Annotated in this window: 16 protein-coding genes; 11 read left to right on the top strand and 5 right to left on the bottom strand. The window is 70.3% G+C overall.

Annotated elements, in window-relative coordinates; all coding sequences use genetic code 11:
- Positions 1 to 4 precede the first annotated feature (4 nt).
- Entirely contained in the window at positions 5 to 2,563 is a 2,559-nt protein-coding gene (gene otsB / locus LX14_RS03975; RefSeq protein ID WP_253645970.1) for a trehalose-phosphatase, read from the top strand.
- Between the two features lie 100 nt (positions 2,564 to 2,663).
- Here otsB and LX14_RS03980 read toward each other — a convergent pair whose 3' ends face one another.
- Positions 2,664 to 3,485, bottom strand: a complete 822-nt coding sequence (locus LX14_RS03980; protein WP_253645971.1) for a transglutaminase-like domain-containing protein — start codon at positions 3,483 to 3,485, stop codon at positions 2,664 to 2,666.
- A 112-nt stretch (positions 3,486 to 3,597) separates the two neighbouring features.
- On the opposite strand from LX14_RS03980, the gene LX14_RS03985 reads away from it, so the two are divergent.
- Positions 3,598 to 4,353, top strand: a complete 756-nt coding sequence (locus tag LX14_RS03985; RefSeq protein WP_253645972.1) for an SDR family NAD(P)-dependent oxidoreductase — start codon at positions 3,598 to 3,600, stop codon at positions 4,351 to 4,353.
- A gap of 7 nt (positions 4,354 to 4,360) precedes the next feature.
- Here the strand turns inward: LX14_RS03985 and LX14_RS03990 are convergent, their stop codons facing one another.
- Positions 4,361 to 5,671, bottom strand: coding sequence for a L,D-transpeptidase (locus tag LX14_RS03990; RefSeq protein WP_253645973.1), 1,311 nt, complete (start codon positions 5,669 to 5,671; stop codon positions 4,361 to 4,363).
- A gap of 82 nt (positions 5,672 to 5,753) precedes the next feature.
- Entirely contained in the window at positions 5,754 to 6,815 is a 1,062-nt protein-coding gene (locus tag LX14_RS03995; protein ID WP_253645974.1) for a UDP-N-acetylmuramate dehydrogenase, read from the bottom strand.
- A 25-nt stretch (positions 6,816 to 6,840) separates the two neighbouring features.
- On the opposite strand from LX14_RS03995, the gene LX14_RS04000 reads away from it, so the two are divergent.
- From LX14_RS04000 to deoC, 9 genes are all read left to right on the top strand, one after another.
- Positions 6,841 to 7,344, top strand: coding sequence for a DUF2505 domain-containing protein (locus LX14_RS04000; protein WP_253645975.1), 504 nt, complete (start codon positions 6,841 to 6,843; stop codon positions 7,342 to 7,344).
- Positions 7,345 to 7,369: 25 nt separating this feature from the next.
- Positions 7,370 to 7,879, top strand: coding sequence for a DUF2505 domain-containing protein (locus tag LX14_RS04005; RefSeq protein ID WP_253645976.1), 510 nt, complete (start codon positions 7,370 to 7,372; stop codon positions 7,877 to 7,879).
- 26 nt (positions 7,880 to 7,905) lie between these two features.
- Positions 7,906 to 8,694, top strand: coding sequence for a class I SAM-dependent methyltransferase (locus LX14_RS04010; protein WP_253647877.1), 789 nt, complete (start codon positions 7,906 to 7,908; stop codon positions 8,692 to 8,694).
- 62 nt (positions 8,695 to 8,756) lie between these two features.
- The gene (locus LX14_RS04015; protein ID WP_253645977.1) at positions 8,757 to 9,560 is read left to right on the top strand and encodes a carbon-nitrogen hydrolase family protein; all 804 of its coding nucleotides are present in this window, start codon (positions 8,757 to 8,759) and stop codon (positions 9,558 to 9,560) included.
- 102 nt (positions 9,561 to 9,662) lie between these two features.
- Positions 9,663 to 10,697 carry an LmeA family phospholipid-binding protein gene (locus tag LX14_RS04020; RefSeq protein ID WP_253645978.1) on the top strand — a complete coding sequence of 345 codons (1,035 nt, stop codon included), beginning with the start codon at positions 9,663 to 9,665 and terminating at the stop codon, positions 10,695 to 10,697.
- Positions 10,682 to 12,205, top strand: coding sequence for a cryptochrome/photolyase family protein (locus LX14_RS04025; protein WP_253645979.1), 1,524 nt, complete (start codon positions 10,682 to 10,684; stop codon positions 12,203 to 12,205). The genes LX14_RS04020 and LX14_RS04025 overlap by 16 nt, the downstream gene beginning before the upstream one ends.
- Positions 12,206 to 12,292: 87 nt before the next feature.
- A complete protein-coding gene (locus LX14_RS04030; protein WP_253645980.1) occupies positions 12,293 to 12,544 on the top strand; it encodes a hypothetical protein in 252 nt (83 codons plus the stop codon).
- 78 nt (positions 12,545 to 12,622) lie between these two features.
- The gene (locus tag LX14_RS04035; protein WP_253645981.1) at positions 12,623 to 13,969 is read left to right on the top strand and encodes an MFS transporter; all 1,347 of its coding nucleotides are present in this window, start codon (positions 12,623 to 12,625) and stop codon (positions 13,967 to 13,969) included.
- A gap of 48 nt (positions 13,970 to 14,017) precedes the next feature.
- On the top strand, positions 14,018 to 14,659 hold the full coding sequence (gene deoC, locus LX14_RS04040) for a deoxyribose-phosphate aldolase (protein WP_253647878.1): 642 nt from the start codon (positions 14,018 to 14,020) through the stop codon (positions 14,657 to 14,659).
- A 13-nt stretch (positions 14,660 to 14,672) separates the two neighbouring features.
- Here deoC and LX14_RS04045 read toward each other — a convergent pair whose 3' ends face one another.
- Both LX14_RS04045 and LX14_RS04050 read right to left on the bottom strand, forming a co-directional pair.
- On the bottom strand, positions 14,673 to 15,743 hold the full coding sequence (locus LX14_RS04045) for an alpha/beta fold hydrolase (RefSeq protein ID WP_253645982.1): 1,071 nt from the start codon (positions 15,741 to 15,743) through the stop codon (positions 14,673 to 14,675).
- A gap of 28 nt (positions 15,744 to 15,771) precedes the next feature.
- Entirely contained in the window at positions 15,772 to 16,506 is a 735-nt protein-coding gene (locus LX14_RS04050) for a MerR family transcriptional regulator (RefSeq protein ID WP_253645983.1), read from the bottom strand.
- Between the last annotated feature and the right edge of the window lie 33 nt (positions 16,507 to 16,539).

Below are 16,539 nucleotides of genomic sequence, written 5' to 3' on the forward strand. Positions count from 1 at the left end.
CCCGGTGAGCGCACAGGACCTGGCACCCGAGTTGCGACGCGCGCTCAAGGACATCGCCCGCACGCCGCGACTCCTCGTCGCCTCCGACTACGACGGCTGCATGGCACCCATCGTGTCCCGTCCGGAGGACGCCCGCCCCAACCCCGATTCGGTCCGCGCGATGCGTGCCATCGCCGACCTCGACTCGACCACCGCCGCGGTGATCTCCGGTCGCGCGCTGCGTGACCTCGCGACGCTGTCGCGGCTCCCGGCCGAGGTGCACCTCGTGGGCAGCCACGGCAGCGAGTTCGACATCGGCTTCGTCCACGAGATCGGCCCGGCGGCACAGGAACTCCTGGCCACGGTGGTCGGTGAGTTGGAGGCGATCGCGGTCGACTACGAGGGCGTGACCGTCGAGTCGAAGCCCGCGAGCACCGCGCTGCACGTCCGCAACGCGACCGACGTCGACGCCGACGCCGCGCTGCACCGTGTCCGCACCGGTCCCGCCACCTGGGACGGCGTGCAGGTCACCGAGGGCAAGTCCGTGATCGAGCTCGCCGTCATCCGCACCGACAAGGGCCAGGCGCTCGACATCCTGCGCCATCAGGCGGGTGCGGGTGCGGCGATCTTCTTCGGCGACGACGTGACCGACGAGAAGGCGTTCCGTCGGCTGCACGGCCCCGACTTCGGCGTGAAGGTGGGCGACGGCGACACCCTGGCCACCTACCGCGTCCCGGACACCGACCAGGTCGCCACCGCGCTGGCGTTCCTCTACGAGGAGCGCCGCGCCTGGCTGCGGGGCGAGAACGCGGCCCCGATCGAGCGATTGACGATGCTCGCCTCGCCGCGCACCGTCGCGCTGGTGACCCCGGACGCCAAGGTGTGCTGGATGTGTCACCCGGAGCCGGACTCGGCCGCGTTGTTCGCGAGCCTGCTCGGCACCGTCGACGCCGGCGAGTTCGGCATCCGCCCCCACGTCGGCGACGACCGCCGACCGCCGCTGCCACAGAGCCAGCGCTACGTCGACGGCACCATGACCGTCGCCACGCGGTGGGCCGGTCTCGAGGTCATCGACTACCTCCCGCACGACGTCGCCCCGGGCCGCACCGACCTGATCCGCGTCGTCACCGGCGCCGTCCCCGCGCTGGTGGAGTTCGCCCCGCGCCCCGAGTTCGGTCAGACCAGCGTGCAGATCGAACCGGTCGAGGACGGGCTGCGCGTCTACGGCTCGAACGACCCGATCGTCCTGCGTGCACCCGGTGTCACCTGGCGCGTGGACACCGAGCGCTTCTATCAGCGCGCGACGGCCGTCGTCGACCCGTCGTCGGGACCCATCGTCTTCGAACTGCGGTGCGGCACCGACTACATCGGCGAGGAGGAGCGCACCGAGGCGCAGCAGCGGGCGATCGCCGAGGAGTACTGGCGATCGTGGGCGGCCGATCTGCAGCTGCCCGCGCTGAAGCGTGACCTGATGAAGCGGTCGGCGCTGACCCTGAAGGGACTGGTCCACGCCGACTCCGGCTCGATCATGGCCGCGGGCACCACGTCGCTGCCCGAGGAGATCGGTGGCGTCCGCAACTGGGACTACCGCTACTGCTGGCTGCGGGATGCCGCGCTGACCGCGTCGGCGCTGGTGTCGGTGGGCTCCCTGCACGAGGCCGAGGGCTACCTGACCTGGCTGTACCGCGTGCTCGGCACCATCAGCGGCCCGGAGTGGCTGCACCCGCTGTACACGCTGCACGGGGGTGGCCTGCCGCCCGAGGCCATCATCGACTCGCTTCCCGGGTACGCGGGCTCGCGGCCGGTCCGGGTCGGCAACGCCGCGAACCAGCAGGTCCAGCTCGACGTGTTCGGGCCCATCGTGGACCTGATCGGCCATCTCGCCGACGCCCGGGCCGCCGGCGGGGCGCAGGTGCCGCTGACCGACGCCGACTGGGACCTCGTCGCCAACATGGTCTGGGCCGTCGAACGCCGCTGGTTCGAGCCGGACCACGGCATCTGGGAGATCCGCGGCAACCCGCGTCACCACGTGTACTCGAAGGTGATGTGCTGGATGACCGTCGCGCGCGCCATCACGATCGGCGAGCGGTTCGGTCGCGAGATCGAGCCCGGGTGGACGGTCCTGCGCGACGTGATCGCCTCGCAGGTCCTCGACCAGGGGTGGAACCCGACGGTCAGGTCGTTCACCGCCGCCTACGACGGCACCGACCTCGACGCGGCCACGCTGCACATCGGGCTGTCCGGACTCATCGCCGCCGACGACCCGCGCTTCACCCAGACCGTCGAGGCCACCGAGGCCGAACTGCGCAGCGGCGCAACGGTGTACCGCTACCACCACGACGACGGGCTGCCCGGCGGCGAGGGTGGCTTCCACCTCTGCGCGGCGTGGCTCGTCGAGGCGTATCTCCTGATCGGTCGCCGCTCGGACGCCGAGGCCCTGTTCGACCAGCTCGTGAAGGCCGCCGGCCCGACCGGACTGCTGTCGGAGGAGTACGACCCCGTCGCCGAGCGCTCGCTGGGCAACCACCCGCAGGCCTACAGCCACATCGGGCTGCTGCGCTGCGCCGCGCTGCTGCAGGCCTGACGCTGCACCTCGTGGTCAGACGCTCCACCTGTTCGAGGACGCTCCGCCTGCAGGCGGAGCGCGCTTCGACAGGTGGAGCGGGAACCCTGGAAGTGGAGCGTCAGCCGATGGTGAGCTGCTGGGTGCCGTCGTCGATCGGGAGGTCACCGGAGACGGTGGCGATCACCTGGTAGGCGTCGAGGGAGATGGTGCCGCGGTGGTTGTCGAGGAACGCGGTGTCGGCGGCGTCGCGACCGGTCGCGATGCGCACCAGACTCTGGCGCGGCGCGAGTCCCGTCGCGTCGACGACGAGCCAGCGGTCGTCGACGAGGGCCTCGGCCACCGCGTGGAAGTCCATCGGATCGCACCCGGGGGCGTAGACCGCGACCAGCCGTGCCGGGATGTTGAGGGCCCGCAGCAGCGCGACGACGAGGTGGGCGTAGTCCCGGCACACCCCGGCACCGGCGAGCAGGGTGTCCGCGGCGCCGTCGATCGGATCGCTCGCACCGGGCAGGTAGTTCAGGCGACGCGCCACGAACCGTGCGACCTGCTGCAGGAGATCGGCCGGGTCGGCGTCGAGGTCGAACTCGCCGGTGACATACCCGAAGAACTTGTCGGCCTCGGCATATCGACTGGGGCGCAAGTAGACCGAGCGATCACCGATCTCCACGGCCACCGGGTCGGCGGGTGAGGTCACCGACGCGGAGTAGTTGACCAGGACCTGCCCGGACTCCACCGACAGCTGGTGGATGCGGCTCCCGCTCTCCGCTGTGATCTCCTTCGGCGTGACGGGGTTGCCGTCGACCGTGATCGACAGCGACTCCGTCATCTCGAGCCCGGGGAGCTTCGCGACGGTGATCTGGAACTCGAGTTCGGTGGGTGCGTCGACGCGGATGTCGAGCATGGCCGACACCTCACGCGGCGGGGTGATGGCGTCGGACATGAAGGCCTCCTGGGGAGCGGCACGCTGATGTGGCGACCCCCCGACTGCTGCACGGCGTCCACCCTGATCGCAACCGTAGTGCCGCGCGTGGGTGGCCGTAAACTCGGTGACCGTGAGCACCGACAGCACCTCCACCGACCGTCGCGTCGCCGTCGTCACCGGGGCCAGCTCCGGCATCGGGGCGGCCACCGCGAGAACTCTTGCGGCACAGGGATTCCATGTGATCATCGGCGCCCGCCGCACCGACCGTCTGCGGGAACTCGCCGACGAGATCGGCGCGACCGCCGTGGCGCTGGACGTCACCGACGACGAGTCGGTCGCCGCGTTCTGTTCCGGACTCGACCGCGTCGACGTCCTGGTGAACAACGCCGGTGGCGCGAAGGGCCTGGCCATGGTCGCCGAGGCCGATCTCGACGACTGGCGCTGGATGTGGGAGACCAACGTCCTGGGCACACTGCGCCTGACCCGCGCGCTCCTGCCGGCCCTCGAGGCGTCGGGCGACGGGCTGATCGTGACGATCACGTCGATCGCGGCCCTGGAGGCCTACGACAACGGCGCCGGCTACACCTCGGCGAAGCACGCGCAGGGAGTCCTGCACCGCACCTTGCGATTCGAGTTGCTGGGCAAGCCGATCCGGTTGACCGAGATCGCCCCCGGGATGGTCGAGACCGAGTTCTCGCTCGTCCGCTTCGACGGCGACAAGGACAAGGCCGACGCCGTCTACGACGGCCTGACGCCGCTGACCGCCGACGACGTCGCCGAGGTCATCGGGTTCGTGGCGTCCCGACCGCCGCACGTCGACCTGGACCTGATCGTGCTCAAGCCGCGCGACCAGGCCAGCGCCCGACGCAACATCAAGACCGGCTAGGGCCGGCTCAGCCCGTCCGGCCCTGCGTCGCCGGCTGCGGGGCAGTCGTGGAGATCCCCGACAACTGCGGGGCGCCCGAGGGGGTGGCCGGCGCCGAGGACTGGGTGACCTCGCCCTGCAGCGCCGACATCGACTTCCAGTCGTCCCAGCTGAAGGTCCAGTCGTAGATGTCACCGTCCGCCGCGGACAACGGGATCCGCGTGTTGGTGACCTCGACGGGGTCGCCGTAGATGGCGACGTTGAAGTACTGCTGCGCGTTGTCGAGCGACAGGTTGATGCAGCCGTTGGTGACGTTCGACGACCCCTGCACCCCGGTGGTCTCGGGGTTGGCGTGGATGAACTCGCCGTTGTTGGAGATGCGCACCGCGAACCGCTCGCGCACGTTGAAGTACCCGGCGGCCGGGTTCGACATGTAGAAGTCCTCGTGCTTCTCGCTGACCACGTGGATGCCCGACCGCGTGACGTTGCGGTCGAGGTCACCGCTGCCGTAGCTGCACGGCAGGGTCATCAGCACGGCACCGTCGCGCACGACGTCGATCTTGAACGAGGTGGCGTCGGCCTTGACGATCTGCGACCGCCCGATGGTGAAGTTCGAGGTGACGTCGGCGGCGCCGTAAGCGCCGTCGCCGTGGTCGAGGCCGTAGAGCTTGCCGACCATCGAGACCGTGGTGCCGGGCGCGAAGTACTCCTTCGACCGCCAGTGCGCCCGCGATCCGTTGTCCTCGGGGAGCCATGCCCAGCTGCCCTCGGTCTCCGGCTTGGTCGTGACCGTGAGCGCCTTCTCCACGGCCTTCTTGTCGGTGACCGTGGAGTCGAACTTGAGGATCAGGGGCGCGGCGATGCCGACCTCCTGGCCGTCGGCCACGTTGATGACGACGTTGATCTGTTCCTGCGGGTTCAGGGTGGTGAACGACCCCTGCACCGGGATGGTCTTGCGGTCTTCGCCGATCGCCGACCCGGACCACGTGTAGCTGCCGCCGTACCCGAGGGGTTCGGTGACGGTGAACGTCGTCCGGTCCTGCGACAACGCGCCCTGCACGACGGTCCCGCGTGCGTTGGAGAGCTTGACGTCGGGGTTCAGCTGGCCCTTGTCGACCTTGACGGAGAAGGTCGCCGTCGGGCTGGGCGCATCCTTGGCGTCGAGCGCGGGGGTGAAGGTGAGTGTCGCGGTCGGCTCGGCGCTCTTCGACGCCGCAGCGCCGGTGGTCGAGCCCTTGTCGCCGGTGGAACACGCGGCGGCGGCGACACCCGCGGCGCCGACGGCGAGCGCGGCGAGTGCACCGCGCCTGGTCATCTGGGCACGGGAGACGGCAGTCATGTCCGCCGAGGATACCGGGTACCGCAGGCGATCCCGACGAACCCGCAGGTCGCGGGCCCGTTCGAGACACGATTCACACAGGTCAGATGTCCAACGAGCACCCGACGAGGACGGGCTCGGGGTGCAGGGACACCCCGAACGCGTCGTACACGCCGTCACGAACCCGCCGCGCGAGCGCGACGATGTCCTGCGAGGTGGCCGTCCCGCGGTTGGTGAGTGCCAACGTGTGCTTCGTCGACAGGCGGGCGGGCGCCTGGGCGTCGGGGAAGCCGCGGGTGAAGCCGGCGCGCTCGATCAACCATCCCGCCGACAGCTTCACGCCACCCTCGGCGGGGAACCGCGGCATGTCCGTCGACCCGGTACGGGCACGCACCGCTGCCTCGATCGCCGGCAGGGCGTCCTCGGTCACGACCGGGTTGGTGAAGAAGGACCCCGAGCTCCAGGTGTCGGGATCGTCGGCGTCGAGGACCATCCCCTTGCCCGCCCGCAGGGCGAGGACGGCGGCACGGACGTCGGCGACCGGCGCGCGATCGCCCATCGCGACGCCGAGCGCCGTGGCCAGCTCCCGGTACCGGACGGGTGCGCTCACGCCGTCGTCGGTGAGCCGGAACGCGACGCTGAGCACGATCCGCTCGTCGCGGTGCTTGAGCGCGCTGGTCCGGTAGCCGAGGCCCAACGCGGCCGGTGCCACCCAGGTCCGGGTCCCGTCGGTGCGGTCGAACAGTTCGACCCCGTCGAGCACGTCGGCGACCTCGACGCCGTAGGCGCCCACGTTCTGCACCGGCGTCGCCCCCACCGATCCCGGTATGCCCGAGAGGCATTCGAGCCCGCCGAGCCCGCGCGCGACCGAGTCGGCGACGATCGCGTCCCAGTCGGCGCCCGCGCCGGCCGTCATCCGCACGCCGCCGTCGGTCAGCGGCTCGACGGCGACGTCGGCGTGGGTGACCTTCACGACCGTCGCGTCGACACCGTCGTCGCCGACGAGCAGGTTGGACCCACCGCCGATGATGAACACGGGTTCCCCCGCGGCGTCGAGGCGGGAGACGGCGGCCACGAGGTCCTCGGCCGACGCCGGCGTCACGAGAGCGCGGGCCGGACCGCCGACGCGCATCGTCGTGAGCGACGACAGCGACACCCCGGACATGGGCCAACGGTAACGTCTGCAGACCATGGCGACGAAGCTGCAGCATCCGGTGACCTATCCGCTGGGTATCGACCGGGTCCGCGCGGCCGTGAGCGACCGCGCGTACTGGGAGGCCCTCGCCCAGAGCGTGAAGAAGTCACCCGGCGAGGTGCGGTCGGTGACGGTCGACGGCGACACGGTGGCCGTCGAACTGACGCAGCGGATCCCCTCGGACAAGCTGCCGTCGGTGGTCACGTCGATGGTCAACGGCGACCTGTCCATCGAACGGTCGATGACCTGGACGTTCACCTCGCCGACCTCGGCCGACGGCCGTTTCAGCGCGACGGTCCCGGGTACACCGGCCACCACCGAGGGCACGTTCTCGCTGCGCGAGGAGGCCGGCGCGACCGTCGCGGACTTCTCCGGTTCGGTCACTGTCCGAATCCCGTTGGTCGGCGGCAAGATCGAGAAGATGATCAGCCAGAACATGCTGACCCTGTTCGACGCCGAGCGTGACTTCACCGTTGCGTGGGACGCCGAGAAGCACTGAGCACCCCCCGGGTAGCGTGAGCGCCATGGCGCGCCGACTCAGCTACTCGGCTCGGTTCGAGCACCCGACCGAGACCGTCTACTCCGCTCTGTCCTCCCGACAGTTCTGGGACGATCAGATGGTCGAGTTCCGCAAGCTCACCCCGCAGTCCGACGTCGACAAGTTCGTCGTCGACGAGAACGGGATCGACATCGTCCTCGTGCAGACGCTGCCCCGCTCGGACCTGCCCTCGATCGCGAGTGCGGTGATCAAGAAGGACATGGTCATCACCCGGACCGAGAAGCTCGGCCCGTACCACCCGGAGAAGACCGAGGGCACCTACACCGCGGGCATCCCCGCAGGTCCGGGCAGCCTCACCGGGGTGCAGGAGCTCTTCCCCACCGAGACCGGCTCCACGTTGCGGCGCACCACCGAGGTCAAGGTGTACGTGCCGTTCGTCAACGGCAAACTCGAGCAGCTGATCCTGGTGAACCTCGTCGACCTGTTCCGCGGCGAGGCCGAGTTCACGGCCGACTGGATCGCCGCCAACCGCTGATCCCCACCCGGGAGATCGCTGCTGTGGTGGACCGTGCCGGACGCGCCGCCGACGGCCACATCACCCGCGGCACGACAAACGTCGGCCGGTTGCGTCGCATCGACCGATGGATCGCCGCGCGCCCCGAGATCGTCGATCGACTCCGGGCGGCGTCCTCACCCCTCGTCGTCGACCTCGGCTACGGCGACCGCCCGGACACCGCAGTCGACCTGCACCGACGTCTGCGGGACGTCGTCCCCCACGTCGCGACGGTCGGCCTGGAGATCGACCCCGATCGCGTCGTCGACGACCGCGACGGCGTCCGCTTCGCCCGCGGCGGGTTCGAGCTCGCCGGCCTGTCGCCCCACCTCGTGCGCGCGTTCAACGTGCTGCGCCAGTACGACGAGGACCAGGTCTGGCCGGCCTGGGCGCGGATGCAGGCCGCACTCGCACCGGGCGGCCAGATCGTCGAGGGCACCTGCGACGAGATCGGCCGACGCTGCGCGTGGGTGGTCCTCGACGCCGAGGCGCCCCGGACCCTCACCCTGGCCTGGGATCCTGCCCACAGCGAGCGCCCGTCCGACGTCGCCGAACGACTGCCCAAGGCCCTGATCCACCGCAACGTGGCGGGCACCGGCATCGGGGACCTGCTCGTCGCCGCCGACCGGTGCTGGGACGCGGCGGCCGCCTACGCGCCGTACGGCCCGCGGTTCCGCTGGGCGCGGGCACGGGATGCCCTGGCGCAGAACGGGGTGCCCTGCGAACGCCCACGGCGCCGTGAGCACGACAACACCCTGACCGTCCCGTGGTCGGTGGTGGCGCCGGCCGGTCGCTAGGCCGTCTCGCCGGGCCGACTCAGAAGGCGGTCTCACCGGGCCGTCTCACTAGACTGGGGCCCATGCGAGTGGCGATGGCGCAGGTGGCGGCCGGTACCGATCCCGAGGCCAACCTCGAGACGGTGCGTGCGCGGACCGCCGAGGCCGCCGGGCGCGGGGCCGATCTGGTGGTGTTCCCCGAGGCGATGATGTGCCGGTTCGGCGTCCCGCTGGGACCGGTCGCAGAGCCCCTCGACGGCCCGTGGGGTGCCGGCGTCCGCGACGCCGCCGTCGCGAACGAGGTCACCGTCGTGGCGGGGATGTTCACCCCCGGCGACGAGCACGAGGGCCGCCGCCGGGTGGTCAACACGCTCGTCGCGGCAGGCCCCGATGGCACCGTGACCCGCTACGACAAGATCCACCTGTACGACGCCTACGGGTTCCGCGAGTCCGACACCGTCGCCCCGGGCACCACCCCGGTCACCATCACCGTCGAGGGCGTCACTGTCGGGCTCGCCACCTGCTACGACATCCGCTTCCCCGGACTCTTCACCACCCTCGCCCGCCGGGGCGCCGAGGTGATCGTGGTGCCGACCTCCTGGGGGTCGGGGCCCGGCAAGATCGAGCAGTGGCAGGTGCTCACCCGCGCCCGCGCCCTCGACAGCTCCACCGTCGTGATCGGTGTCGGACAACCGCTGCCGACCGATCCCGCCGTCGCCGACGCCACCGCACCGACGGGCATCGGGCACTCGATCGTCGCCGACCCCTATGGACGAGTCCTGGCCGAATACGGCGACGGCGTCCACCTCGACGTCCACGACGTCGACACCGGACCGGTCACCAGGGCCCGCCGCGACATCGCCGTCCTGGACAACGCCCGCCTGTAGACCGGCCGCCTGTCGATCAGCAGCTGCGGATCGCGGTTTCCTCACCGAACCCTCAATCAAGTCACAACTGCCCGGCCCGGCCACCGGGCACAATCGACCACGATGACCGAACGCGATGAACCATCTCAGCAGGGAGCACGGTCCGACCCCGGCACCGAACGCATCCCCCAGCAGCAGCCCCCGCCGCAGGCGTGGTCGCAGACCCGGCCGTTCGAGTCCGGCTCCGACCCCTACTCCGGCGCCCAGCCGCAGGTCGACCCGCAGTACACCCAGCCTGCGGCCGACCCGGCGACGCAGGCACGCCGACCTCGGCGGCGCAGGGGCGTGATCGCGGGCGTGAGCGTCCTCGTCGTCCTCTTGGTGCTGGTGATCGCCGGTGTCGGCAGTGAGCTGTATCTGCGGAACGCGACGAAGGACTGCCTCGAGCAGTCCTTCACCACCGCGACGGGCTCGTCGGCGACAGTGTCGCTGAGCAAGAAGCCGATGCTGCTGCAGTACGTCACCAAAGAGGTGCCGTACGTGCAGATCGACGCCAACGGCGACAACGGGCAGGCCATCGAGCTGCACGGCCGGGCCGACAACATCACCGCCCGGTCCGACGGCTCGACGCTGGGTTCCCTGGACGCCACCGGCTCGGTCCCGTTCACGCGGATCGTCGAGCTGAGCAAGCAGGGTGCGCAGCAGTCCCAGTCGCAGGACCAGTCGGGCACGGGTCAGTCGGGCGAGTCGTCCGGGCTGGGCGGGCTGTTCGGGGGTTTCACGGTGAACAGCGTGACCGGCAACGAGGCGTCGGGGACGATGAGCATCGACGCGACGGTCACCGTCGCGATCTTCCCGATCCCCGTCAGCACCGAGATCAAGCCGGTCGTGACCGACGGGAAGTTGACCTTCCAGGTGGTCAAGGCCAGCGCCCTGGTGTTCGGCGTGCCCGCCGGGTTCGCGCAGACCATCGTCGACGGCGTCACGAAGTCGCTGTTCCCGCCGCTCTTCGACGACCTGACGTTCCAGAAGCTGACCGTCACCTCCCAGGGCGTCGACTTCGCGGTCCGCGGGTCGGACGTCCCGCTGAACGCGCAGTCCCTCGGCTCGACCCAGCAGGACACCGGGTCGTCACAGAACACGTGCAGCGTCCTGTGACCGCGGGCAAGAAGTCCCCGGATCCGTTGTGGCTCTTCGCCGACCAGCTCGGACCCCACATCCACTCCGCGCCGGAGCACGCCGATCGTCAGGTGCTGCTCGTCGAGTCGACGGCGGCCCTGGCGCGGCGCGGTGGGCACCGGCAGAAGGCCCACCTGGTGCTCTCGGGCATGCGGCACCTCGCCGCCGAACTCGGTGACCGTGCGGAGTTCTGGCAGGCCGAGGGGTACCGCGACGCGCTCGAGGGACTCGGCCGTCCGGTCGTCGTGCACGAACCGACGTCGCGCGCCGCCTCGGCGTTCGTCCACAGGCTGCACGACGAGGGCCTGGTCTCGGAGATCCTCCCGAACCCGACTTTCGCGTTGTCCCGCGAGGACTTCACCACCTGGGCCGGCGACGGCGAGAACTTCCGGATGGAGAACTTCTACCGCGACCAGCGTCGCCGGTTCGACATCCTCATGGACGGCCTCTCCCCGGCCGGCGGCAAGTGGAACTACGACGCGCAGAACCGCGACAGTCCACCCAAGACGCAGAAGACCCTTGGAGTCGACCCGCCGTGGTGGCCGGAGGAGGACCAGATCGACGAGGAGGTCCGCGCCGACCTCGACGCCCTCGTCGCCGATCGGCCCGACGTGTCGTTCTCAGGCGTCGACGGTCCCCGGCAGTTCGCCGTGACCGGCGACGAGGCGCAGAAGGCGTTGCGCACCTTCATCGATCACCGACTCGCGACGTTCGGCCGGTGGGAGGACGCCATCATGGGCGCCGACTGGACCATGTCGCACTCGCTGCTGTCGGTACCGCTGAACCTGTCGCTGCTCGATCCGCTCGACGTCGTGCACGCGGCGGAGTCCGCAGCACGCGACGGATCGGTCGACCTCGCCGCCGCCGAGGGTTTCATCCGGCAGATCCTCGGGTGGCGCGAGTTCGTGTGGCATCTGTACTGGCACTTCGGTGCCGACTACACCTCGAACAACACCCTCGACGCACACGCCCGCATCCCCGACTGGTTCGCCGACCTCGACGCCGACGCCGTCACCTCACGCTGCCTGTCGGACGCGTTGGCCGGTGTCCGCGATCGCGGTTGGGTGCACCACATCCCCCGGCTGATGATCCTCGGCAGCCACGCACTGCAGCGCGGTTACGACCCCGCCGAGCTCACCGAGTGGTTCCGCGCAAACTTCGTCGACGGGTTCGACTGGGTGATGCCGGTCAACGTGATCGGGATGAGCCAGCACGCCGACGGCGGACGGATGGCCACCAAGCCGTACACATCGGGCGGGGCCTACATCAACACGATGTCCGACCACTGTGGCGACTGCGAGTTCGACCCGAAGAAGCGTCTCGGCGAGAAGGCCTGCCCGTTCACCGCGGGGTACTGGTACTTCACCCACCGACACGAGGACCTGTTGCGGCACAACCACCGCACCGCGCGTTCGGTGGCCACGATGAACCGCCTGAAGGACCTCGACGCCGTCCTGGAGCAGGAGCGCAACCGCGAGCGTTTCTGAGGTGCAATTCAGGTGGAGGGGTTACGCTCGGCGTTCCGATCGACCGATTCGACCGACACCGATCAGCTGCACATGAGGTGACACACGATGAGGAACGACATCCACAACCCCACCGCCCTGGCGATCCTCGGATATGCCGGGGTCGTCTACGCCGCAGTGGCCGTCTTCGTGGTGACGCTGTTCGGGGCGTCCGCGGTGGACAGCCACGTCGGCGGCTACACGTTCCCCGCCGACCACTGGATCCTCGCCGCGAGCGCGACCGCCGTGGTCGTCGGGATCGTCCTGTCCGCGGTGCGCTCGATGCTCTACGAGGTGCCGGCGGTCCGTCACCGCCGCTGACCGTTCCCGCGGCGGGTTGAACCCACCGCGATCCTGACCCTCGACCGCGACACGTCCCCGCCCATAACGTTGGCGCGCGTGTCCGCTGTCGACGAGGTCCCCGCCGCCCACGCCGCCCCGCCCGAGCCCACCCGTCACCTCCGACTGGTGATCGCCTCGGCGCTGCTGGGCACCACCATCGAGTGGTACGACTTCTTCCTCTACGCCACTGCGGCGTCACTCGTCTTCAACCGACTCTTCTTCCCCGACACCGACTCCTACGTCGGCACGATGCTGTCGCTGGCGACGTTCGCGGTCGGGTTCCTCGTCCGCCCGATCGGCGGGATCGTCTTCGGCCACATCGGCGACCGCATCGGCCGGAAGAGGACGCTCGCCATCACGATGCTGCTGATGGGCCTGGCCACGGCACTGATGGCGGTCCTGCCGACCGCGGCGCAGGTCGGGGTGTTGGCACCGATCCTGCTGCTGCTCCTGCGGATCGTGCAGGGCTTCGCGCTCGGCGGCGAGTGGGCCGGTGCGGTGCTCATGGCCGTCGAGCACGGGCCGCGGGGGCGCACCGGGTTCTTCGGCTCCGTCCCGCAGATCGGCCTGCCGCTGGGCCTCGGGTTGGGCACCGCGGTGTTCGCGATCCTGCAGACCGTCCTCGACGAGTCCGCGTTCCTGGCCTACGGCTGGCGCATCGCCTTCGGCGTCAGCCTGGTGCTGGTGATCGTCGGGTTCGTGGTGCGGCTCGCGGTCGAGGAGACGCCGTCGTTCCGGGCCGTCGAACAGGCGGTCGCCACGGTGCGCACACCCATCGCGACGATGCTCTCCGACCGCAGCCTGCGGCGGCCGACGCTCCTCGGCCTGCTGTCGCGGTGGGCCGAGGGCGCCGCGTTCAACACCTGGGGCGTCTTCGCGATCACCTACGCCACGGGCACGCTGGGGATGGCGAAGGTGCCGGTCCTGTGGGCGGTGACGCTGGCGTGTGCCGTGATGGCCGCAGTCATCCCCCTGTCGGGTCGCATGGCCGACCGCATCTCCCCGAAGTGGATCTTCGCCTCCGGTGTCGCGCTGTACGGCTGCGCCGTGTTCCCCGTCTTCGCGCTGTTCAGCACCGCCGACATCGTGTGGTTCGCCGTCGGCCTGATCATCGTGTTCGGGTTCGTGCACGGCTGGTTCTACGGGGCGCAGGGCACGTTGTACGCGCTGCTCTACCCGACCCAGGTCCGGTACACGGGCATCTCGTTCATCTACAACGTCGCGGGCGTCTACGCCTCCGGGCTCACGCCGCTGATCCTCACCGCGCTCATCCACAGCGGCGACGGGAGCCCGTGGCGCGCCGCGACCTACCTCGCGGCGACCGGCGTCGTCTCCGCGGTGGCGACGGTGTTCCTGCGCCCGGCGAGCCCGGATGCCGCGCTCGGGCGGGCCGGGACCGCGTGACATATTCGTCGGGTGACTGCCACGCTCACCCGACGCCGGGTCGCCGCCATGGTCGACCACACACTCCTCGCCCCCGAGGCGAGCCGCGACGACGCGCTCGCCTGCGTCGCCGAGGCCAACGAGCTCGGGGTGTACGCGGTGTGCCTGTCACCGTCGATGCTCCCGATCGACACCGGGTCCGCGGTGTCCTGCGTCGTCGCGGGATTCCCCTCCGGCAAACATCATTCGCTGGTGAAGGCGGCCGAGGCACGCATGGCCGTCGACACCGGCGCCCGCGAGATCGACATGGTGATCGACGTCGGGGCGGCCGTCGCCGGGCTCTACGACGAGGTGTTCGCCGACGTGCTGACCGTCCGCGAGGCGATCGGCGCGGACGTGGTCCTCAAGGTCATCATCGAGTCCGCGGCGCTGCTCGCCGGTGGCGGTCCCGACACCGTCACCGCGACCGCCGAGCGAGCGGCCCGCGCAGGGGCCTCCCTGGTGAAGACGTCGACGGGCTTCCACCCGGCGGGCGGGGCGAGCGTGGAGGCGGTCACGCTCATGCGGGCAGCGGTGCCGCCGTCGGTCGGCATCAAGGCATCGGGCGGGATCCGCACCGCCGAGGCGGCCGCCGCGCTCATCGCCGCCGGTGCCACGCGACTCGGCCTGTCGCGCAGCCGCGACGTCCTCGCCGGCTTCCCCGAGGAGTAGCCGTCCGCGCGGGTCAGAGCCGGGTGACGCGGTCCTTCGTGGCGTCGAGCAGGTCGGTCAGCAGACGGTTGTAGGACCCGGAGTCCTCGATGTTCGCCATGTGACCGATGTGCGGCAGGACCAGGTACTCCCGCAACACCCCCTGCTTCTCGAGCTGGGCGACGATGGCGTCGGAATGCTTCCGCGGTGTCAACCGATCGTCGGTGCCGACGACCACGTCCGTCGGGACGGTCAGGTTGACCACGCCCTGCCAGACGTCGAGATCGAGCATCGCCACACCCCATCCGCCGCGCGCTCGCGCGGGGCACTCGCTGATCATGTGGTCGCAGAACTCGACGTGCGCCAGCCGGGCCTGGGTGTTCATCGCGATGTACTGGGCGACCCGCGGCGTCATCGCGGTGTGCGGCAGCGGGACCGGGGCGGTCGCGATCAGGCGGCTCACGCCGCGCTCGAACGGCTTGGTGTAGCGCGGCAGCCCCTCCGGGATCACGGCAAGGTTCTGGATGATCTCCACCGCGGCGGTCGAGGTCAGCACGACACCCCGCGCCAGGTCGTCGACGTCGTCTCCGTGGTCCTTGGCCCACGCCATGACCGACATCCCACCCATGCTGTGACCGGCGACGAGCGCGCGGCGACCGCCGGCCGTCGCGGCCTGCAGCACCGCGTGCAGGTCGGCGCCGAGCAGAGACGTGCTGAGCTTCGTCGTCCCGAGCGGCGTGCGCCCGTGACCCCGCTGGTCGTAGACGATGACGCGGTGGTCCGCCGAGAAGGCGTTGATCTGCGCGTACCAGTGGCGCGTCGAACAGGTCCACCCGTGCGCGAACACCATCGGGTCCGCGTCGGGCGGTCCGTAGGCCTCGACGTGGATCGGGTTCCCGTCGGCGGACCGCACCGCGAGGATCTCCGGGGACGCCGTCGGTGTCGCCAGCAGGGGATCCGGCCCGTCGTCGACGGGAGCGGGCGCGTCGAACGCCGCCTTCAGCAGCGCCGCGAGGATGGTCCCGACGGCAGCGCCGGTCGCCGCCGCGGCGACTCCCCCGCCGATCGCGACGCCCTCGACCGCATGACGCGTGGAACGCTTCATCGACCTGCTCTCTGCTCGTCCCCGTCGATCAGGGGGTGGTGTCGGCCTCGAGGATCTCCGAGGCCTCGCCGATGGCCGAGGAGATCTTGGCGTCGAGTGCACGACGGAACTGGCTGTCCACGATCTCGTGCGCCATGGGACGGACCGCACCGATGAGGTGCGCGACCTTGGCGACCTCGGTCTCCTCCATGTCCAGCAGACGTCCGTCGTCGCCGAAGTACTTGTCGGTGATGATCGCGACGAAGTTGTCGGCGATGTCCTCGATGTCGTGCTGGATCCGCTCCCACTTCCGCAGCAGCGGCTCCAGGTCGATCCCCGCCTTGACCAGCACCTCCGCGCCCTCGAGCAGCTCCGGGCTCTTCACCGCGTACTGGGCGCCCTCCTTGGCGAGCAGGCCCAGCTTCTGGCTCATGGCGATGGTCTTCTCGTCCGCGCCCAACGTCTTGCGCAGCTCGGTCAGGGTGATCGTCGCCGCGCGTTTGAAGGTGCGCCAGCGGCCGCCCCGCGGCTCGCCGTGCAGGACGTGCTCCACCTTCATCCCGTAGTGCGCGGCGAGGAGCAGCTCGCTGATCGTCGCGAAGGTGTAGCCACGCTCCAGCAGACGCGAGATGAGGTTCAGACGAACGAGGTGTTCGGTCGAGTACCAGCCGGTGCGGCCTTTGATCTTGGGCGCCGGGAGGAGTCCGCGGTCCTGGTACACGCGGATGTTGCGGACACTGACGCCCGACACCTCCGCGAGTTCGTTGATCCGGTACTCCGCCACCGGGCGAGTCTATCGGTGCCCGTGATCGATGAC

This window comes from Williamsia deligens (assembly GCF_024171765.1).
In the GTDB taxonomy this organism is placed as follows: domain Bacteria; phylum Actinomycetota; class Actinomycetes; order Mycobacteriales; family Mycobacteriaceae; genus Williamsia_A; species Williamsia_A deligens.

Bases quoted from the DNA above. Each gene is read 5' to 3' on its own strand.
- LX14_RS04020 (WP_253645978.1), top strand. From the start codon at position 9,663: ATGACCGAACGCGATGAACCATCTCAGCAGGGAGCACGGTCCGACCCC.
- LX14_RS03995 (WP_253645974.1), bottom strand. From the start codon at position 6,815: ATGTCCGGGGTGTCGCTGTCGTCGCTCACGACGATGCGCGTCGGCGGT.
- LX14_RS03990 (WP_253645973.1), bottom strand. From the start codon at position 5,671: ATGACTGCCGTCTCCCGTGCCCAGATGACCAGGCGCGGTGCACTCGCC.
- LX14_RS04015 (WP_253645977.1), top strand. From the start codon at position 8,757: ATGCGAGTGGCGATGGCGCAGGTGGCGGCCGGTACCGATCCCGAGGCC.
- LX14_RS04005 (WP_253645976.1), top strand. From the start codon at position 7,370: ATGGCGCGCCGACTCAGCTACTCGGCTCGGTTCGAGCACCCGACCGAG.
- deoC (WP_253647878.1), top strand. From the start codon at position 14,018: ATGGTCGACCACACACTCCTCGCCCCCGAGGCGAGCCGCGACGACGCG.
- LX14_RS04030 (WP_253645980.1), top strand. From the start codon at position 12,293: ATGAGGAACGACATCCACAACCCCACCGCCCTGGCGATCCTCGGATAT.
- LX14_RS03980 (WP_253645971.1), bottom strand. From the start codon at position 3,485: ATGTCCGACGCCATCACCCCGCCGCGTGAGGTGTCGGCCATGCTCGAC.
- LX14_RS04000 (WP_253645975.1), top strand. From the start codon at position 6,841: ATGGCGACGAAGCTGCAGCATCCGGTGACCTATCCGCTGGGTATCGAC.
- LX14_RS04045 (WP_253645982.1), bottom strand. From the start codon at position 15,743: ATGAAGCGTTCCACGCGTCATGCGGTCGAGGGCGTCGCGATCGGCGGG.